This is a genomic window from Streptomyces sp. MMS24-W38, assembly GCF_059889265.1.
Map to the genome: position 1 here is coordinate 3,995,264 of NZ_JCBCPP010000001.1, position 19,176 is coordinate 4,014,439.

Below are 19,176 nucleotides of genomic sequence, written 5' to 3' on the forward strand. Positions count from 1 at the left end.
CGCGCCATGTCCGTGCATATGTCAGATGTTCTGTATATGTACATGTTGTGCATGTGTCGGGTGCGGTCCGTCGCGGGCGGGTTGTCCACAGGCGGCGGGCCGCCTTGCCGCCCAGCCGATAGTGTGGGCGCTCGTCCGAGACGTCACGCCGCCCCCACCGGGCACGGGCGTCCCCCACAGTCCACCGAACCGGGGCCCGTACCTCGATGTCCGTGCACAGTCACCCGGCAGCCCGTCAAGACGTAGCTGCCGCTCCAGAGTTCCCGCGTCATGTGGTGACCGCGGTCCTCGTCTCCCACGACGGAGCCCGCTGGCTGCCCGACGCGCTCGCCGGGCTACTCGGCCAGGAACGCCCCGTCCAGTTCGCCATGGGTGCCGACACCGGCAGCGGTGACGACTCCGCCCGACTGGTCACCGAAGCCCTCGGCGACGACCACGTCCTGCACCTCGCCCGGCGCACCGGCTTCGGCCAGGCCGTCGAGGAGTGCAACCACGCCGCGCCGCACCTCACCCCGGACGACCTGCCCTACCTGAAGCGGCCGAGCGGCTGGGACCCGGTCACGCGCAGCTGGCACGACGACGCGTACGACCTGCCCGACCTCCCGCACGGCGAGCCGGTGCAGTGGCTGTGGCTGCTGCACGACGACTGCGCCCCCGAACCCGACGCGCTGGCCCGGCTGCTGAGCGTCGTGGACAACGAGTACGAGCTCGGCCGTGACGACGTCGCCGCCGTCGGCCCCAAGCTGCGCGGCTGGTACGACCGCCGGCAACTGCTGGAGGTCGGCGTCTCCATCGCCAACTCCGGCCGCCGCTGGACCGGCCTGGACCGCCGCGAACAGGACCAGGGCCAGCACGACCAGGTCCGGTCCGTGCTGTCGGTGTCCACCGCCGGCATGCTGGTCCGCCGCGACGTCTTCGACCAACTCGGCGGCTTCGACCGGCACCTGCCCCTGATGCGTGACGACGTCGACCTGTGCTGGCGCGCGCACACGGCGGGGTACCGGGTGCTCATAGCCCCCGACGCGGTCGTGCGGCACGCCGAGGCGGCCTCCCGCGAGCGCCGCGCCGTCGACTGCGTGGGCCGCACCGCCGCCTCCCCGCACAAGGTGGACAAGGCGGGCGCCGTCCACACCCTGCTCGTCAACACCCGCACCGCGGCCCTGCCCTGGGTACTGCTGCGGGTCGTCCTCGGCACCCTGCTGCGGACCCTCGCCTACCTGGTCGGCAAGGTCCCCGGGCAGGCCGTCGACGAGATCCGCGGCCTCATGGGCACCCTGCTGCGGCCCGAGCGCATCCTCGCCGGACGGCGCCGCCGCGGCAGCCCGCAGGTCGACAAGGGCGAACTGCGGCCGCTGTTCCCGCCCCCCGGCGCGACCATCCGCGTGACCGTCGAGCAGGCCGCGAGCAGTCTCGTCGGCCGCTCCGACCCCGAAGCCACCTCCGGCGCCGGACGGCACGGCGGCGCCGTCGAGTCCGGACCCGGCGGGGACGACGCCGACTTCCTGCAGGTCGAGCAGTTCGCCCGGCTCAAGCGGATCGCCCGCAAGCCCGGCCCCGTGCTCTTCCTGGCCCTGCTGTTCATCTCCCTCGCGGCCTGCCGCGAACTCCTCGGCGGCGGTGCGCTCGCGGGCGGCGCACTGCTCCCCGTCCCCGCCGACTCCGCCGACCTCTGGGCGCGGTACACCGACACCTGGCACGCGGTGGGCGCCGGCGGCACCGGGTCCGCGCCGCCCTACCTCGCCGTCGTGGCGGCGCTGGGCACCCTGCTGCTCGGCTCCCCCGGGGTCGCCGTGACGATCCTGCTCGTCGGCTCGGTGCCACTGGCCGGCTTCAGCGCGTACTTCGCCTCCCGCCCGCTCGTCGAGTCCCGGCTGCTGCGCGCGTGGGCCGCCGTCGCCTACGCCTTCCTGCCCGCCGTCGCCGGCGCCCTGGCCGGCGGCCGGATCGGCACCGCCGTCCTCGCTGTGCTGCTGCCGCTGATCGCCCGCGCGGGCATCGCCGCGAGCGGACTCACGAACCCCCCTGACGTCCGCGGTAGTTGGCGCGCGACCTGGGCGTACGCGCTGCTGCTCACCGTCACCATCGCGTTCACCCCGATCGTGTGGCCCATCGCCCTGGTCCTCGGCCTCGGCGTCCTCGCCCTGCGCAGGTCCGACCTCCCGGCGTACGGGCTCCGCTTCCTCGCCCAGCTCGGCACGCCGCTGCTGGTCCTGGCCCCCTGGTCGCTGTCGCTGCTCCCGTTCGGCTTCTTCCAGGAGGCGGGCCTGGAGTACGGCCCCTCCGCCGCCTCCGCCCTCGACCTGCTCGGCGCGAGCCCCGGCGGGCCCGGCGCGGTCGGCGGGGCGGTGCTCATCGGCATCGTGCTCGCGGCCCTCGCCGCCCTGCTCCGCTCCGAGCGGACTCTCGCCATCCGCGCCGCCTGGACGGCCGCCCTGGTGGGACTCGTCTTCGCGGTCCTGTCCAACGGCTCCACCTGGGCGGGGCCCGCGACCCTCGTCTACGGCATCGCCCTGCTGGCCGCCGCCGCCCTCGGCGCCGACGGGGCACGCGCGCGTGTCGCCGAGCAGAGCTTCGGCTGGCGTCAGCCGGTCGCCGTCCTGATCGCCCTCGCCTGCGCGGTCGGCCCGCTGCTGGCCGCCGCCGGCTGGGTGATCCGCGGCGCCGACGGACCGTTGCAGCGGCGCGACCCCGTGCAGGTGCCCGCGTTCGTCGCCGAGGAGAGCGGCACCCGCGACCAGGCCCGCACCCTCGTCCTCGACAGCGACTCCGCCGCCCACGTCGACTACGTACTGGTCCGCGGCTCCGGCGCCCGCATGGGCGACGCCGAGATCGCCGCCTCGAACAGCGGGAACAGCGGGCTCGACAAGGTCGTCGCCAACCTCGTCGCCGGCTCGGGCGCCGACCAGGCCGACCAGCTCGACGGATTCGCGGTGCGCTACGTCCTCGTCCACCCGGGCGCGCCCCGCGACGTGACCCGCGTCCTAGACGCCACTCCCGGCCTGACCCGGCTCAGCCAGCAGGCGGGCGGCGCGCTGTGGCGCGTCGACCAGGACGTGGCCCGCGCGAGCATCATCCCCGGCAAGGGGAGTGAGGGCGAGTCGCAGCCCGTGGCCGCGGGACCCGTCGAGATCCACACGAAGATCCCGAACGGCTCCGAGGGGCGTGTCCTGCGTCTGGCCGACTCCGCGGCCGAGGGCTGGGCCGCCACCCTCGACGGCAAGCCGCTGACCCCCACCACGGTCGACGGCTGGGCCCAGGGCTTCGAACTGCCCGCCACCGGCGGACGACTGGACGTCACCTACGACGACCCGTTCACCCACACCGCTTGGCTGTGGGCGCAGGGTCTGCTCGCCGTCGTCCTCGTCGTCCTCGCCCTGCCCGGCCGGCGCCGCGACATCGACGACGACCTGCCCGAGGAACCGGCCGTCGCAGCCGAGGCGCTCGCCGGTGACGGCCGCCGTGCCCGCCGCCTGCGCGCCCAGGCCGAGGCGGAGGCCGCCGCCGAGGAGACGGGCACGCACGGGGAAGCGGGTGAGGAGGCGGGCACGGAGGACACGGGCACGCAGGACGACGGGTTCGACACCCCGCCGGAGCCGGTTCCCGCGGCCGTTCCGCAACAGCGGTCCTACGACGAGTGGGACGCGGCGAGCTACCCGGCCCCCGAGTACGACGGCGCCTACCCCGCCGAGCAGTACCAGCAGCAACAGCAGTACGTGACGGACGACTACGGCCGGACGTACCCCGCGGATCAGTACCAGGACGGCCAGTACGACCCGTACGGCTACGACGGCACGCCCCAGCAGCAGCCGCCGTACGACCCCGCGACGTACGGGCAGGGCTACGAGGGCCACGAGGGCCACGACCAGACCTACGCGCAGGGCTACGACACGTCGTACGACCCCGAGCAGCCGCACCGCCCTCAGCCGGGCAGTGAGCGTTCCGACGGGAGCCAGCAGTGAACCGCACCACCCTGTCCCTGATCGCGGGAGCCACCGCACTCGCCGCCGTCACCGGCTTCGCGGTGCTGTCCGCGCCGGACCCCACGGCCGGGGAGGACGGCGTCGAGGCCGCCGCGGCGCACCTGCCAGTGGAACGCACCAGCCTGCTGTGCCCGACGCCCAGCACATCCGACCTCGCCGAGACGACGTACACGTCCTTCACGCCCGTCACGAAGGGCGCGGAGAGCGAGGGCAGGGCCGAACTCCGGTCGGCCGTCGAGGGGCGGTCCGCGGCGGAGGACGCGAAGGACGGCGACGGCGCGAAGGACACCGACGGCGAAGAGACCGCCGAGGACGGAGAGAAGGCCGCCGACGGCGAGAAGACTGCCGACGGCGAGAAGGCCGCCGACGGCAAGAAGGCCGAGAAGCCGGTTCTCGAGCCCAAGGAGCCCGGCAAGCCGGTCGTCGCGGACGTCTCCGGGGGCGAGGAGCCGGCCCTCGTCGGCACCGCCGAGGGCCGCCTCGCCCCGGGGTGGACCGTGCAGCAGACGACCGAGGTCGCCGCGGGCACCGGCCGGGGTCTGCAGGGCGTCAACTGCGCCGCCCCCGACACGGAGTTCTGGTTCCCCGGCGCGAGCACCGCGCTCGAGCGCACCGACTACGTCCACCTCACCAACCCCGACGACTCCGCGGCCGTCGTGGACATCGAGGTCTACGGCGAGGACGGCGCCCTCGAGACGGAGGCGGGGGAGGGCATCACGGTCCAGCCGCACTCCGCCGAACCGGTGCTGCTGTCCACGCTCACCGACGAGCAGCAGACGAATGTGACCGTGCACGTCGTCGTCCGCAGCGGGCGGATCGGCGCGGCCGTGCAGGCCCTGGACGCCACGCTCGGCGGTGACTGGCTGGCCGCGTCGGCCGACCCGGCGGGCAGCCTGGTCCTGCCCGGCATCCCCGAGGACGCCATCGCCGTGCGCCTGGTCGCCTTCACCCCCGGCGGTGTGGACGCCGACCTGAAGGTGCGGCTCGCCTCGCCCTCCGGGCTGATCACACCGGCCGGCAACGAGACGGTGCACGTGAAGGGCGGCAGGACGACCGCCGTCGAACTCGGCGACGTCATGCGCGGAGAGGCGGGCTCCCTGGTCCTCACGCCGACGGACCGCTCGGTGCCGGTCGTGGCGGCGGTCCGGGTGCTGCGCGGCAAGGACGGCAACCAGGAGTCGGCCTTCGTCCCGGCAGCCCGCCCGGTCGGCCTGCGCGCCACGGCCGCCGGCAACACGGCCAAGGGCAGCACCCTCGCCGTGACCGCGCCCGAGGGTGCCGCCAAGGTCAAGGTCACCGCGTCCGCGGGCAGTGAGGGAGGTGACCCGGTGTCCGAGACGTACACGATCAAGGCCGGTACCACCCAGCACATCGAGCTCCCGGCCCCCGAGGGTGTCAAGGGCACATACGCCCTGACGGTCGAACCCGAGTCGGACGGCACCCCCGTGTACGCGTCCCGGACCCTCGCCGTCACCGACGACGGCCTCCCGGCCTTCACCGTCCAGACCCTTCCCGATGACCGGGGCCTGGTGGCGGTACCGAAGGCGGAGGAGAACCTGTCGGTCCTGCAGAGGTAGGGGCTCTTCACGGAGCGGGCGCCGGAGCCGCCGCTCAGTCCTCCCCGTACCGGGGGTCGACGGTCTCCGGCGTCAGCCCCAGCAACTCGGCGACCTGCTCCACGACGACCTCGTGGACCAGCGCCGCCCGCTCGTCGCGTCCCTTGGTGCGGATCTCCACCGGCCGGCGATAGATCACGACCCGCGCGGGGTGCCCCTCCCGGCCCGGCACGGTGCCGCCCAGCGGCACCGCCTCGTCGCTCCACTGAAGTCCGGGCCCGTCCAGCCGCGGAACCTCCAGGACGAGGAAATCGATGTCGGTCAGCTGCGGCCAGCGCCGCTCCAGCCGCTCCACGGAGTCCTGCACGAGATCGGCGAAGGTCTCCGCGCGGCTGGCGGCGAGCGGCACCTGGGGCGGTGCGATCGGCCCGCGCATGCCCCGGCCGTGGCGATCACGGCGGCGGGGCCCGCGGTCGGCGGCACGGGGAGTCACAGGGGTGTCCATCAGGGTGAAGGGTAGTCTCCGCCGGTCCGGCGTGCCCGGCCCCCCACACGGCCTCGGGGCCGCGACACCCGCATGGAGTCGGACCGCGGTGTCGGTCCGCCCGGAACGGCATGTCGTCACATGACCATTCCGGCCAAGGTTCGGCTCGATTCGATATCTTTCGCGGGCCGGTGATCTCAAGGTATTTGACGGTGTTTGTACCAACTGATGACCGGAACAGGGGGCGCGGGTGCCTCGAACACGGGCGTCGGGGCAGGTCAACGGCGTGTGCCCGAGGGGGTGGGTGAGGTGTTTCAGGCCACGACACGAGGGAATGCCGGGGTGGGTAGTCTTCGCGACCCGCTCAAGAGTGCGGTACCGTCCAACATCGTGAGCCCTGTACGTCGCTGTTCGCGCACCGCTTGCGGCCGTCCCGCCGTCGCGACGCTGACGTACGTCTACGCCGACTCGACCGCGGTCCTCGGCCCGCTCGCCACCTACGCCGAACCCCACTGCTACGACCTGTGCGCCGAGCACTCCGAGCGCCTCACCGCGCCGCGCGGCTGGGAGGTCGTCCGCCTGCTCGACGGTTCGGCTCCCGCGCAGCCCAGCGGGGACGATCTGGAAGCGCTCGCGGACGCGGTGCGCGAAGCCGCCCGCCCCCAGGAGCGAGCGGCCGGCGGCGCGGGGCGCGGCGCGGACCCGATGGAGGTCGCCCGCCGCGGCCATCTGCGCGTGCTCCGCTCTCCCGACAACTGACCGCACGACTGACCGCGGCCGACCGCCGCCCCCTGAGCGCGGCCGCGTCGACGGCCGGGATTCGTCGCTCCCCGCTCTCCCCGCTCCCTCGCTTTCTTCCCTCTCTTTCCTCCTGCCCCACCTGCCCCGTCAGTAAGGTGCCGCACACCCATTGACGCGCGCTTGTCGGGGACACGACCATTCCGGGCACGTAGCGAGAAACCTCTTTCGCATTGCGGAATTCAGGAGGCGCGTCCGTGTACGTCCAGGAACTGGAACCAGTCGCCGGCTCACTCGGTCTCTCCGCCCTCGTGGCGGCATTACCCCTCGTGATCGTCCTCGTCCTGCTCGGCGGCCTCCGCATGAAGGCGCACCTGGCGGGCCTGATCGGACTGCTGGGCGCCGTACTGGTGGCCTGCCTGGCGTACGGCATGCCGTGGGGCCAGGCGGCTTCCAGCGCCCTCCAGGGAGCCGTCTTCGGCCTCTTCCCCATCATGTGGATCGTCGTCAACGCGCTGTGGGTGTACCGGATGACGGTCCGCACCCGGCACTTCGACATCCTGCGCCGCTCCTTCGGCCGGCTCTCCGACGACCCGCGGATCCAGGCCCTGGTCGTCGCCTTCTGCTTCGGGGCGCTGCTGGAGGCGCTCGCCGGTTTCGGCGCCCCCGTCGCGATCTCCGCCGTGATGCTCGTGGCGCTCGGCTTCGATCCGGTGCGTGCCGCGATCGTCGCGCTGGTCGCCAACACCGCGCCGGTGGCGTTCGGCGCCATGGGAACACCGGTGGTCACGCTCGCCCAGGTCACCGGACTGCCGCTGGACTCGGTGGCGTCCGTCGTCGGACGCCAGACCCCGCTGCTGGCCCTCGTGGTGCCGCTGGTGCTGGTCTGGCTGGTGGACGGGCGGCGCGGGCTGCGGGACACCTGGGTGCCCGCGGTGGTGTGCGGAGTCGCCTTCGCCATCGCCCAGTTCGTCGCGTCCAACTACGTCTCCGCGCAACTCGCCGACATCGCCGCGGCCATGGCGGGCGCGGGCGCCCTGGTCGCCGTACCGCATTCGCGCGTGCCGGCCTCCGAGGCCGTACGCACCTCCGTACTGACCGGCGTACGCAGCGAGGAACTGGACGAGGAGGACCCGCGCGGCGAGGTCCTGCGGGCGTACGCCCCGTACGCGCTGATCGTGGTGGTCTTCTCCGTCGCGCAGATCCCGGTGATCAAGGACTGGCTGGCCGGGGCGACCCGGAAGACCGACTGGCCCTTCCTCGACGTCGCCGCGCCGAACGGGGAGCCGGTCGGCGCCAACGTGTTCACCTGGCCGATCGTCTCGACCGGCGGCACCCTCGTCCTGTTCGCCGGGGTGGCCACCGCGGTCGTGCTCGGTGTGCACGCGCGCGTGGCGGTCAAGGAATGGGCGGCGACCGTGTACGAACTGCGCTTCGCCATCCTCACGGTGACCTCCGTGCTGGCGCTCGCCTACGTCATGAACCTCTCCGGCCAGGCGGCGACGATCGGCTACTTCGTGGCCGCCGCCGGTGCCGGACTGGCCTTCCTGTCGCCCGTGCTGGGCTGGTTCGGCGTCGCCGTCACCGGGTCGGACACCTCGGCCAACGCCCTCTTCGGCGCCCTCCAAGTGACCGCCGCCCGGGAGTCCGGGCTGTCGCCCGACCTGCTGGCGGCCGCGAACAGTTCGGGCGGTGTCCTCGGCAAGATGATCTCGCCGCAGAACCTCACCATCGCCTGCGCCGCCGTCGGGCTGGCGGGCAAGGAGGGAGACCTGCTGCGCAAGGTGCTGCCCTGGAGCCTCGGCCTGCTGCTCGTGATGTGCCTGGTCGTGGTGGGCCAGAGCACCGCGGTGCTGGGGTGGATGCTGCCCTGACCCGAGACCCACCTGGAACGACATCAGGGAGGACACCCGGGACGACACTGACGAGGGCACCCGGGACGACGTCCCGTGAGCCCGATCGGACCACAGCGAACCGCCCGCAGCGGAGTGTCATCCGCTGCGGGTAGTTTGTGGTGACCACAGGACTTTCGGAAGGGTTGGCCGTGGCTGCTGATCTGTCACAGATCGTGAAGGCGTACGACGTACGTGGGATCGTCCCCGACCAGTGGGACGAGTCCCTGGCCGAGCTCTTCGGCGCGGCCTTCGCCCGGGTGACCGACGCGAGCGCCATCGTCATCGGCCACGACATGCGGCCCTCCTCGCCCGGCCTGTCGGGCTCCTTCGCCCGCGGGGCCGCGGCCCACGGCGTCGACGTGACCGAGATCGGCCTCTGCTCCACGGACCAGCTCTACTACGCCTCGGGCGCGCTGAACCTGCCCGGTGCGATGTTCACCGCCTCGCACAACCCGGCCCGGTACAACGGCATCAAGCTGTGCCGCGCGGGCGCCGCCCCGGTCGGCCAGGACACCGGGCTGGCGGAGATCCGCGAACTCGTCGAGAAATGGAGCGAGTCGGGTCCCCCGGAGCCGGTCGGCCCGATAGGAGAGATCACCCGGCGGGACACGCTGGGCGACTACGCGGCACATCTGCGCTCCCTCGTCGACCTGACCGCCGGCCGCCCCCTGAAGGTCGTCGTCGACGCGGGCAACGGCATGGGCGGGCACACCGTTCCCACGGTACTGGCGGACCTGCCGCTCACCGTCGTCCCGATGTACTTCGAACTCGACGGCACCTTCCCCAACCACGAGGCCAACCCGCTCGACCCGGCCAACCTCGTCGATCTGCGGCAGCGGGTCCGCGAGGAGGGCGCCGACCTCGGCCTCGCCTTCGACGGCGACGCCGACCGCTGCTTCGTCGTCGACGAGCGGGGCGAACCGGTCTCCCCGTCCGCGATCACCGCCCTGGTCGCCGCCCGTGAACTGGCCCGCAACGGCGGCAAGGGCACGATCATCCACAACCTGATCACCTCCTGGTCGGTGCCGGAGGTCGTCGAGGAGAACGGCGGCACACCGGTACGCACGCGCGTGGGCCACTCCTTCATCAAGGCCGAGATGGCCACGCACGGCGCGATCTTCGGCGGGGAGCACTCGGCGCACTACTACTTCCGCGACTTCTGGAACGCCGACACGGGCATGCTGGCCGCCCTGCACGTCCTCGCCGCCCTCGGCGGCCAGCAGGGCACCCTGTCCGACCTGGTCGCCCAGTACGACCGCTACGCAGGCTCGGGCGAGATCAACTCCACGGTCGACGACCAGGCGGCCCGCCTCGCCGCGATCAGGGCCGCGTACGGGGGCCGCGAGGGCATCACCCTGGACGAACTGGACGGCCTCACCGTCACCGCCGCCGACTGGTGGTTCAACGTCCGCCCCTCCAACACGGAGCCCCTCCTGCGGCTGAACGCGGAGGCCCGCGACGAGGCCACCATGACCAGGATCCGCGACGAGGCCCTGGACATCATCCGAGGCTGAAGCCCCACGGCACCCGTCCCGCGCGGGTGGCCGCCCGGCGTCCCCGGGGCGTCCGGGCGGGCCGGGTGTCGGCCCGACAGCCGCTGCCCGCCCGTACCGGCGCCACCGGCGGTACCCTGACCAGGCGCATCCGCATACGCCCGCCCCGAAGGGAACCCCCATGCCGCTGGAAACCGGCCTCCTGGAGATCCTCGCCTGCCCGGCCTGCCACTCCCCCCTCAAGGAGCAGGACAGTGAGCTGATCTGCACCGGCCAGGAATGCGGTCTGGCGTACCCGATCCGCGACGGCATCCCCGTCCTCCTCGTCGACGAGGCCCGCCGCCCCGGGTAACCGACGACCCGGCGACCCTGCGCACCAGCGACCCGCCGCCCGCGTACCGACGCCCCGCCGTTCGAAGGCTGCCGCCCATGATCGACGAATCGCTGCTCGACTCACCGGAGGGCCTCGCCGAGGCCGACCACCGCGGGCTGCTCCGCGGCGCCGCCGAAGCAGGCGCCCGAGTCCGCACCGCCGCCCGGTACGCCGCCGAGGCCGGCGTCCACGACCTCAAGCCCGACGGCCGTCCCCGCGCCGTCCTGATCGCGGGCCCCGGCGCCGCCGCCACCCAGACCGCCGACCTCCTCGGCACCCTCGCCGGCGCGGGCAGCCCCGTCACCCGGCTCGCGCCCACCGGCGTGGCCCCCGCCGCGGGCGCGCTGCGCTGGGAGCTGCCCGGCTGGGCCGGCTCCGTGGACCTGCTCCTGATCGCCACCCCGGACGGCACCGAACCGGGCCTGTCCCTGCTCTCCGAACAGGCCTACCGGCGCGGCTGCACCGTCGTCGCCGTGGCCCCCGCCCGCACCCCGCTCGCCGACGCGGTCAACGGCTCCCACGGCCTGTTCGTCCCCATGGCGACCGCGCCCTACGAGCAGGACGAGCAGGAGGAACCGCTCGCCTCCTCCGCCCCCGGAGCCCTGTGGGCGCTGCTCACCCCGCTGCTCGCGCTGCTGGACCGCACTGGCCTGCTCACCGCCCCGCCGGACGCCCTGGAGAAGGTCGCCGACCGGCTCGACCACGTCGCCGAACGCTGCGGCCCGGCCATCGCCCTCTACAACAACCCCGCCAAGAACCTGGCCGCCGAACTCGCCGACGCGCTTCCCGTCGTATGGACCGAGGGCACCTCGGCCGGCCCGGCGGGCCGCCGCTTCGCTGCCGCGCTCGCGGAGCTGTCCGGCACCCCCGCCGTCGTCGCCGACCTCCCCGAGGCGCTCGGCGTGCACAGCGCCCTGCTGGCCGGCCCGCTCGCCGCCCGCGCCAACCCGGACGACTTCTTCCGTGACCGCGTGGAGGAGCCGCCCGCCCTGCACGCGCGCGTGGTGCTGCTCCGGGACCGCCCGATCGGCGGCCTCACCGCCGCCCCGGCCGCCCGCGAGCTGGCCCTCAGCCACGACACGCCGATCAGCGAACTGGAACCGGGGGAGGGCGGCGAACTGGAGACCCTCGCCGAACTGATCGCCGTCACGGATTTCGCCGCCGTTTACCTGGCGCTCACCTCGGGAGCCTGATCATGCCCGGGACGGCCTGACCCGGGACGGCCTGACCCGGGAGGGCCTGACCCGGGACGGCCCGCCCGGACGGCCAGAAGTGGACGTCCGGGCGCGCAAGCCCCGACGCGGACGAACCGTGTCGGGCGGCCCGGCACGGGCGCCCCGCCCTCCGTACGAGAACCTGCCGAAGGACCCAGAGAGAACCCGATGGATCGCCTCGACAACACCATCCGCCCCTACGCCTGGGGTTCCACCACCGCCATCGCCGAACTGCTCGGCGTCGAACCGACCGGCGAGCCGCAGGCGGAGATGTGGCTGGGCGCCCACCCCGGCGCGCCCTCGCGCACCGACCGGGGCACGCTCGCCGAGGTCATCGACACCGACCCGGAGCGGGAACTCGGCGCGGCCTCGGTCGCGAAGTTCGGCCCGCGCCTGCCCTTCCTCCTCAAACTCCTCGCCGCCGGAGCGCCCCTCTCCCTCCAGGTCCACCCCGACCTGGAGCAGGCGAAGGCGGGCTACGCGGACGAGGAGCGACGCGGTGTCCCCGTCAGCGCCCCGCACCGCAACTACAAGGACGCCAACCACAAGCCCGAACTGGTCTGCGCACTCACCGACTTCGACGGCCTGTGCGGCTTCCGCGACCCGCGGCACGCCGCCGAACTGCTCGACGCCCTCGGCGTGGACTCCCTCAAGCCGTACGTCGACCTGCTGCGCGCCCGCCCCGAGGACGCGGCCCTGCGCGAGGTCCTCACGGCGATCCTCACCGCCGACCGCGACGAAATGGCCCTCACCGTCACCGAAGCGGCCTCCGCCTGCGAACGCCTCGGCGGCGACCACGCCCCGTACGCCGAGATCGCCCGCCACTACCCGGGCGACCCCGGCGTCATCGCCGCCATGCTCCTCAACCACGTCCGGCTCCAGCCCGGCGAGGCCCTCTACCTCGGCGCCGGCGTCCCGCACGCCTACCTGAACGGCCTCGGCGTCGAGATCATGGCCAACTCCGACAACGTCCTGCGCTGCGGGCTGACCCCCAAGCACGTCGACGTCCCCGAACTCCTGCGCATCGTCCGCTTCGAGCCCCGCGACCCCGGCGTGCTGCGCCCGGAGGCCGCACCGGACGGCGAGGAACTCTACGAAACCCCCACCGACGAGTTCCGGCTCTCCCGCTACGTCCTCCCGGCGGGCGGCACCACCCACGACCTCACGCTGGCCACCCCGCAGATCCTGCTCTGCACGGCCGGTTCGGTGCGGGCCGGTGAGCACGAGCTGTCCCCGGGTGCCTCGGTGTTCGTACCGGCGGGCGAAAAGGCCGAAGTCTCCGGTACCGGAACATTGTTCAGGGCAACTGTCGTCGCCTGACCGCCCGATGACGACGTTCTGACACGACGTCGTTCCATCGGACTGCAACAATGTCCCCCCGTCAAAGGGCAGCCGGAGCCCCGGGCGGCGTACGAAGACGTCCGCCCGGGCCCGTGAACGGCGTACGAAGGGACAACGCGGACACATGAGCGCGTCAGGCGGCACCAAGGCGATCGTTGCGGCACTCGCCGCCAACGCCGCGATCGCGGTAGCGAAGTTCGTGGCGTTCCTCTTCAGCGGCTCCTCGTCGATGCTCGCCGAATCGGTGCACTCCGTGGCCGACTCCGGCAACCAGGCCCTGCTGCTGGTCGGCGGCAAGCGGGCGCAGCGGCAGGCCACCCCGCAACACCCCTTCGGCTACGGCCGCGAGCGCTACATCTACGCCTTCCTCGTCTCCATCGTGCTGTTCTCGCTCGGTGGCATGTTCGCCCTCTACGAGGGCTACGAGAAGATCAAGAACCCGCACGAGCTCGAGCACTGGTACTGGCCGGTCGGCGTCCTCGTCTTCGCGATCATCGCCGAGGCCTTCTCCTTCCGCACCGCCATCAAGGAGTCCAACGCCCTGCGGGGCAAGCGCTCCTGGAAGGAGTTCGTCCGCCACGCCAAGGCACCCGAGCTGCCGGTCGTCCTCCTGGAGGACCTCGGTGCCCTCGTCGGCCTCGTCCTCGCCCTCGGCGGTGTCGGGCTCGCCCTGCTGACCGGCGACAGCGTCTGGGACGGCATCGGCACCCTCTGCATCGGCGTCCTGCTCGTCCTGATCGCCCTGATCCTCGCCGTCGAGACGAAGTCGCTGCTGCTCGGCGAGGCCGCGGGCGCCGAGGAGACCCGGAAGATCGAGGCCGCCGTCGTCGACGGCGACACCGTCACCCGCGTCATCCACATGCGCACCCTCCACCTCGGCCCCGAGGAACTCCTGGTCGCCGCGAAGATCGCCGTACGGCACGACGACACGGCCGCGGAGGTCGCCGCCGCCATCGACGCCGCCGAGTCCCGCATCCGCGAAGCCGTCCCGATCGCCCGTGTGATCTACCTGGAGCCCGACATCTACAGCGAGGCCGAATCCGCCAGGGGTGCCGACGCCGAGGCCACCCCCGGCGGCCCGGCCCGGACGGAACACTGATCTCGGCCCCGGCCGTCGGCGTGCGGCGTGCGGTCTGATGTGTTCGGTGACTCACTGGGGATGACCGGGCTTGTCGGTGTAGCTTGGGACGGAGCCAGACGTCGCTGCTGATGGCGGTCGGGCGGTCCCTGCGGACCGGCCGAGGGAGAGAGGGCCTCCGACGGACTGCGCTGCGCCGCACGCGGGCATGACTGTGTCCTCCTCGGGCACCCTTGTGTCCGCCGCCGCGCAGACCAGCCGTACCCACCTCGACCCACACCCCGAGGAGCAGCTCTCCATGACGACTGTCGCCAACCGACAGGACTTCAAGGTCGCCGACCTCTCCCTGGCCGCCTTCGGCCGCAAGGAGATCACCCTCGCCGAGCACGAGATGCCCGGCCTGATGGCGATCCGCAAGGAGTACGCCGAGGCGCAGCCCCTGGCCGGCGCCCGTGTCACCGGTTCCCTGCACATGACGGTGCAGACCGCCGTCCTCATCGAGACCCTGACCGCCCTCGGCGCCCAGGTCCGCTGGGCGTCCTGCAACATCTTCTCCACCCAGGACCACGCCGCGGCCGCCATCGCCGTCGGCCCGAACGGCACGCCCGAGAACCCGCAGGGCGTCCCGGTCTTCGCCTGGAAGGGCGAGACGCTGGAGGAGTACTGGTGGTGCACGGAGCAGGCGCTGTCCTGGCCGGACACCCCCACCGGCGGTCCGAACATGATCCTGGACGACGGCGGTGACGCCACCCTCCTGGTCCACAAGGGCGTCGAGTACGAGAAGGACGGCAAGGTCCCCTCGCCCGACACCGCCGAGTCCGACGAGCACCGCGTCATCCTCGAACTCCTCACCCGCACGGTGGCCGAGTCGCCGCAGAAGTGGACCCAGCTGGCGTCCGAGATCCGCGGCGTGACCGAGGAGACCACCACCGGCGTCCACCGCCTGTACGAGATGCACCGCGACGGCACCCTGCTGTTCCCGGCGATCAACGTGAACGACGCCGTCACCAAGTCGAAGTTCGACAACAAGTACGGCTGCCGCCACTCCCTGATCGACGGCATCAACCGCGCCACCGACACCCTGATCGGCGGCAAGACCGCCGTCGTCTGCGGCTACGGCGATGTCGGCAAGGGCTGCGCGGAGTCCCTCCGGGGCCAGGGCGCCCGTGTGATCATCACCGAGATCGACCCGATCTGCGCCCTGCAGGCGGCGATGGACGGCTACCAGGTCACGACGCTGGACGAGGTCGTCGACAAGGCCGACATCTTCGTCACCACGACCGGCAACAAGGACATCATCATGGCCGCCGACATGGCCAAGATGAAGCACCAGGCCATCGTCGGCAACATCGGCCACTTCGACAACGAGATCGACATGGCCGGCCTCGCCCAGATCCCCGGCATCGTCAAGGACGAGGTCAAGCCGCAGGTCCACACCTGGACCTTCCCCGACGGGAGGGTGCTCATCGTCCTCTCCGAGGGCCGCCTGCTGAACCTGGGCAATGCCACCGGTCACCCGTCGTTCGTGATGTCCAACTCCTTCGCGGACCAGACCCTGGCCCAGATCGAGCTGTTCACCAAGCCCGACGCGTACCCGACCGGCGTCTACGTGCTGCCCAAGCACCTGGACGAGAAGGTCGCCCGCCTGCACCTCGACGCGCTCGGCGTGAAGCTGACCACGCTCCGCCCCGAGCAGGCCGAGTACATCGGTGTGACGGTCGAGGGCCCGTACAAGTCGGACCACTACCGCTACTGAGCCCACGCACCCGCCGTGGGGAGCACACCGGTCCACCGGCGCGCTCCCCGGCAGCTGACCCACCCGAGACAGGCCCCCGCACCCCCGTGTCGGGGGCCTGTCCCATGGGTCGGCCGGTGACCGGCCCAGCCCGTCAAGATCCAGGACCCCCCATGCCCCGCGGCCGTTATTCGCTCCACGATCCGCACGATCACACCCCCCTCGCCGAAGAGCACTTCCAGTGCGCCCCCGGCCCCTCCGGCTGGCGCTACGTCTCCCAGCTCACCGCCCCCTCCGGCGATCACCTGGGCTCGGTCGACCTCGCCCTCGACGAACTCGGCCGCCCCATCCGACTCGAACTGCACGCCGCGAGCTGGCAGGTCCGCGGCGCCGCTCTCGACGGCGTCACCTGGGTCCGTACCGACCCGACCGGAACCCACGCCACCGAAGGCAATGTGCGCGCCCACGCCTTCACCGGCTCGTCCCCGGCGTTTCTCGTCGCCACCGCTCGTCTGCTGCGCCTCACCCCCTCCACGTCAGCCACCCGCGTACGCCTCGTCGCCCTCACCGATCCGGTGCTCGCCCCGCGCACCGTGGACCAGTCCTGGGCCTTGGTGAGAAGAGAAGCACACGCCACTGACAACGGCCCCCTGATCGTGGACGAATACCAGGTCACAGCCCTGGACACGGGCGAGCAGCACGCTATGCACCTCGCCGGGGACGTGGTCCTCGCGGCCCCCGGCATCGAACTCGAGGACCTCGAATCGCCGCCCTCGTCCTTCGACTGACCGAAGACGCGAGCGACCGACCCGCAACCGGTCTACGCCGGTGGCGCGAACCCGGTCGAGGGGCCCTCGGCCGGCGGCGTGGCGGGCGTGGGGGGCGCGGCGGGAGCGGACGGGTACGGGGACGGCGGAGCCGCATGGTGCGCGGGCGGTCCGTAAGCACCCGCCGGGCCGACGGCACCGACCGGCCCGCCCCCCGCGGCCGCGGCCTGCCCGAAGGCACGCCGCGCCTCCCGAGCCTGCCGCTCCTGCACCACCGCCGCCAGATACGCCGCCGCCGGCACGCCCTGCGGCACCGGCGCCCCGGTCCGGTCCGCCAGGTCCGCGGCCAACCGCTCCGCCATCGCCCGGCCCACCTGCGGGTCCAGCTGCCGCATCCGCGTCAGGTACTGGCGGACGGCGAGCCACAGACCGTCGGGCACCGCGGACAGATCGAGCCCGGAGAAACGACCGGCCAGCCAGGGCGGAGGCGGCGGTACGAACCCCATCGGCCCGACCGGCAGCCTCTCCCGCACGACCAGGGTCCCCGCGAAGACATCCCCGAGCCGCCGCCCCCGCGACGACGCCAGCGAGGCGATGCACGCGATGACGCCCATCGTCATGAGGATCTCGATCACACCGATCAAGCCCCGTACCAGCGCGTGCCGGAAGCGGATCGGCCCACCGTCGTCGCGTACGACCCGCAGCCCGCACGCCATCTTCCCGAGTGACCGCCCGTGACTGAGCGTCTCGACCGCGATCGGCCCGCCCACCAGCAACAACACGAACATCGCGATGAAGATCGCGGCCTGCGCCGCCTCGTCCAGGGAGGCCGTGGCGGCCACCAGCGCGATGGTCGCCACGACGTACACCGTCAAGGCCGCGGCCAGGTCGAGCAGCACGGCCAGCGCCCTGCTGGGCACCTTCGCGGGGCGCAACTCCAGCGCCACCGCCTCGCCCGTCACCAGCTCACTCATGTCCGCACGTCCTTCCCCTGCCTGCCCCGAACACCGCCAGTCTGCCAAGCTGATGACACATCGCACCGCGGTACGACCAGCTGATCATGTCGTACGACTCATGCCGTACGACCGATGAGGCCGCCCCGCACGACCGACGACGAGCCTTCGGCCCAGAGCCGACGAACAGCCGAGGAGCAGGCACACCGATGGACCTCGACGTCTTCGTCTCCGCCCACCGAGCGGAGTGGGACCGCCTCGACACCCTGCTCCGGCGCCAGCGCCGCCTGACCGGCGCCGAGGCCGACGAACTCGTCGTGCTCTACCAGCGCACGGCCACCCACCTGTCGCTGATCCAGTCCGCGGCTCCCGACCCGCAGCTCACCGGCAGGCTCAGCCAGCTGGTGGCACGCGCGCGCGGCGCCGTGACAGGAGCCCGCCGCGCATCCTGGCGGGACGTCACACACTTCCTCTCCCACAGCTTCCCGGCCGCCGTCTACCGAGCGCGCCACTGGTGGGTGCCCACCGCACTCCTCTCCACCGCCGTCGCGGCCCTCCTCGGCTGGTGGATAGGTACCCACCCCGAGGTCCAGGCGTCCATCGCCGCCCCCAGCGAACTGCGCGAGCTCACCCGCCCCGGCGGCCAGTACGAGACGTACTACTCCAGCAACCCCGCGGCCTCCTTCGCCGCCCAGGTCTGGACGAACAACGCGTGGGCCGCCGCCCTCTGCCTGATCCTGGGCGTTTTCCTGGGCCTGCCGGTGATCTGGATCCTCTTCCAGAACATGCTCAACCTGGGGATCGGCTTCGGCCTGATGGCCTCCGCCGGCCGACTCGACACCTTCCTCGGACTCGTGCTGCCCCACGGCCTCCTGGAACTGACCGCGGTCTTCGTCGCCGCCGGCACCGGTCTGCGCCTCGGCTGGACCCTTGTCGACCCCGGCCCGAGGCCCCGACGCAGGGCCCTCGCGGAGGAGGGCCGAGCAGCACTGGCCATGGCGATAGGCCTCGCGCTGGTCCTCTTCGTCTCCGGCGCGATCGAAGGCTTCGTCACCCCCTCGGGCCTTCCCACCTGGACCCGCATCAGCATCGGCGTCGTCGCGGAGCTGCTCTTCCTCATCTACGTCTATGTCGTGGGCGGACGCGCGGCGCGGGCCGGAGAGACCGGTGACCTGGAGGCCGCCGAGCGCAGCGCGGTCGTGCCCACAGCCGCCTGATGTGCGGACCGGTCGGCTGAGCTGCTAGTCTCCTCTTCGCCCCGCAGGAGCCGTTGACACGGACCGTGTGGGGAGGTAGATTTGAACAGTTGCCTGGAGCAGGGTCCCTGGATCCGCAGCGGTAACTGTGAGCATCTGACTGCTTCTCGATAATTCAAACTTTCGACGAAGCCCCTCCCGATGAATCAGAAAGCTACGGCCGGTCAATCCGGCGCGAAACTTCTGATAGAGTCGGATCCGCCGGAAAGGGAAACGCGGAAAGCGGGAACCCGGAAGGCGAAACCCGAGGAAATCGGATCGGAAAGATCTGATAGAGTCGGAAACGCAAGACCGAAGGGAAGCGCCCGGAGGA

General features: G+C 72.4%; 14 protein-coding genes. 12 read left to right on the forward strand and 2 right to left on the reverse strand.

Features of this window, described 5'->3' with window-relative positions:
* Positions 1-206 precede the first annotated feature (206 nt).
* Positions 207-3,959 carry a glycosyltransferase gene (locus tag AC6F7H_RS17205; protein ID WP_500757842.1) on the forward strand — a complete coding sequence of 1,251 codons (3,753 nt, stop codon included), beginning with the start codon at positions 207-209 and terminating at the stop codon, positions 3,957-3,959.
* Complete coding sequence (locus tag AC6F7H_RS17210) at positions 3,956-5,557, forward strand: DUF5719 family protein (RefSeq protein WP_500757843.1); 1,602 nt, start codon at positions 3,956-3,958, stop codon at positions 5,555-5,557. The genes AC6F7H_RS17205 and AC6F7H_RS17210 overlap by 4 nt, the downstream gene beginning before the upstream one ends.
* Positions 5,558-5,591: 34 nt before the next feature.
* On the opposite strand, the gene AC6F7H_RS17215 is transcribed toward AC6F7H_RS17210, so the two are convergent.
* Positions 5,592-6,041 carry a metallopeptidase family protein gene (locus tag AC6F7H_RS17215; RefSeq protein WP_457459472.1) on the reverse strand — a complete coding sequence of 150 codons (450 nt, stop codon included), beginning with the start codon at positions 6,039-6,041 and terminating at the stop codon, positions 5,592-5,594.
* Between the two features lie 321 nt (positions 6,042-6,362).
* Between AC6F7H_RS17215 and AC6F7H_RS17220 the strand changes: the two genes are divergently transcribed.
* The 9 genes from AC6F7H_RS17220 to AC6F7H_RS17260 all read left to right on the forward strand — a co-directional run bounded on the left by AC6F7H_RS17220 (position 6,363) and on the right by AC6F7H_RS17260 (position 16,675).
* Positions 6,363-6,779, forward strand: a complete 417-nt coding sequence (locus AC6F7H_RS17220) for a DUF3499 domain-containing protein (protein ID WP_500757844.1) — start codon at positions 6,363-6,365, stop codon at positions 6,777-6,779.
* A gap of 236 nt (positions 6,780-7,015) precedes the next feature.
* Positions 7,016-8,632, forward strand: a complete 1,617-nt coding sequence (locus AC6F7H_RS17225; protein ID WP_500757845.1) for an L-lactate permease — start codon at positions 7,016-7,018, stop codon at positions 8,630-8,632.
* 170 nt (positions 8,633-8,802) lie between these two features.
* Complete coding sequence (locus tag AC6F7H_RS17230; protein ID WP_500757846.1) at positions 8,803-10,167, forward strand: phosphomannomutase/phosphoglucomutase; 1,365 nt, start codon at positions 8,803-8,805, stop codon at positions 10,165-10,167.
* A gap of 160 nt (positions 10,168-10,327) precedes the next feature.
* Positions 10,328-10,498 carry a Trm112 family protein gene (locus tag AC6F7H_RS17235; RefSeq protein ID WP_384206276.1) on the forward strand — a complete coding sequence of 57 codons (171 nt, stop codon included), beginning with the start codon at positions 10,328-10,330 and terminating at the stop codon, positions 10,496-10,498.
* Positions 10,499-10,575: 77 nt separating this feature from the next.
* The gene (locus AC6F7H_RS17240) at positions 10,576-11,712 is read left to right on the forward strand and encodes an SIS domain-containing protein (RefSeq protein WP_500757847.1); all 1,137 of its coding nucleotides are present in this window, start codon (positions 10,576-10,578) and stop codon (positions 11,710-11,712) included.
* 189 nt (positions 11,713-11,901) lie between these two features.
* The gene (gene manA / locus AC6F7H_RS17245) at positions 11,902-13,053 is read left to right on the forward strand and encodes a mannose-6-phosphate isomerase, class I (protein WP_500757848.1); all 1,152 of its coding nucleotides are present in this window, start codon (positions 11,902-11,904) and stop codon (positions 13,051-13,053) included.
* Between the two features lie 145 nt (positions 13,054-13,198).
* Positions 13,199-14,173 carry a cation diffusion facilitator family transporter gene (locus AC6F7H_RS17250; protein ID WP_500757849.1) on the forward strand — a complete coding sequence of 325 codons (975 nt, stop codon included), beginning with the start codon at positions 13,199-13,201 and terminating at the stop codon, positions 14,171-14,173.
* Positions 14,174-14,450: 277 nt separating this feature from the next.
* Positions 14,451-15,908 (forward strand): adenosylhomocysteinase, encoded by a 1,458-nt coding sequence (gene ahcY, locus AC6F7H_RS17255; protein WP_500761885.1) that lies wholly within the window; start codon positions 14,451-14,453, stop codon positions 15,906-15,908.
* Between the two features lie 152 nt (positions 15,909-16,060).
* Positions 16,061-16,675, forward strand: coding sequence for a hypothetical protein (locus AC6F7H_RS17260; protein WP_500757850.1), 615 nt, complete (start codon positions 16,061-16,063; stop codon positions 16,673-16,675).
* Between the two features lie 32 nt (positions 16,676-16,707).
* Here AC6F7H_RS17260 and AC6F7H_RS17265 read toward each other — a convergent pair whose 3' ends face one another.
* Positions 16,708-17,628 (reverse strand): RDD family protein, encoded by a 921-nt coding sequence (locus tag AC6F7H_RS17265; protein WP_500757851.1) that lies wholly within the window; start codon positions 17,626-17,628, stop codon positions 16,708-16,710.
* A gap of 188 nt (positions 17,629-17,816) precedes the next feature.
* On the opposite strand from AC6F7H_RS17265, the gene AC6F7H_RS17270 reads away from it, so the two are divergent.
* Positions 17,817-18,824 carry a stage II sporulation protein M gene (locus AC6F7H_RS17270; protein WP_500757852.1) on the forward strand — a complete coding sequence of 336 codons (1,008 nt, stop codon included), beginning with the start codon at positions 17,817-17,819 and terminating at the stop codon, positions 18,822-18,824.
* The last annotated feature ends 352 nt before the right edge of the window (positions 18,825-19,176 follow it).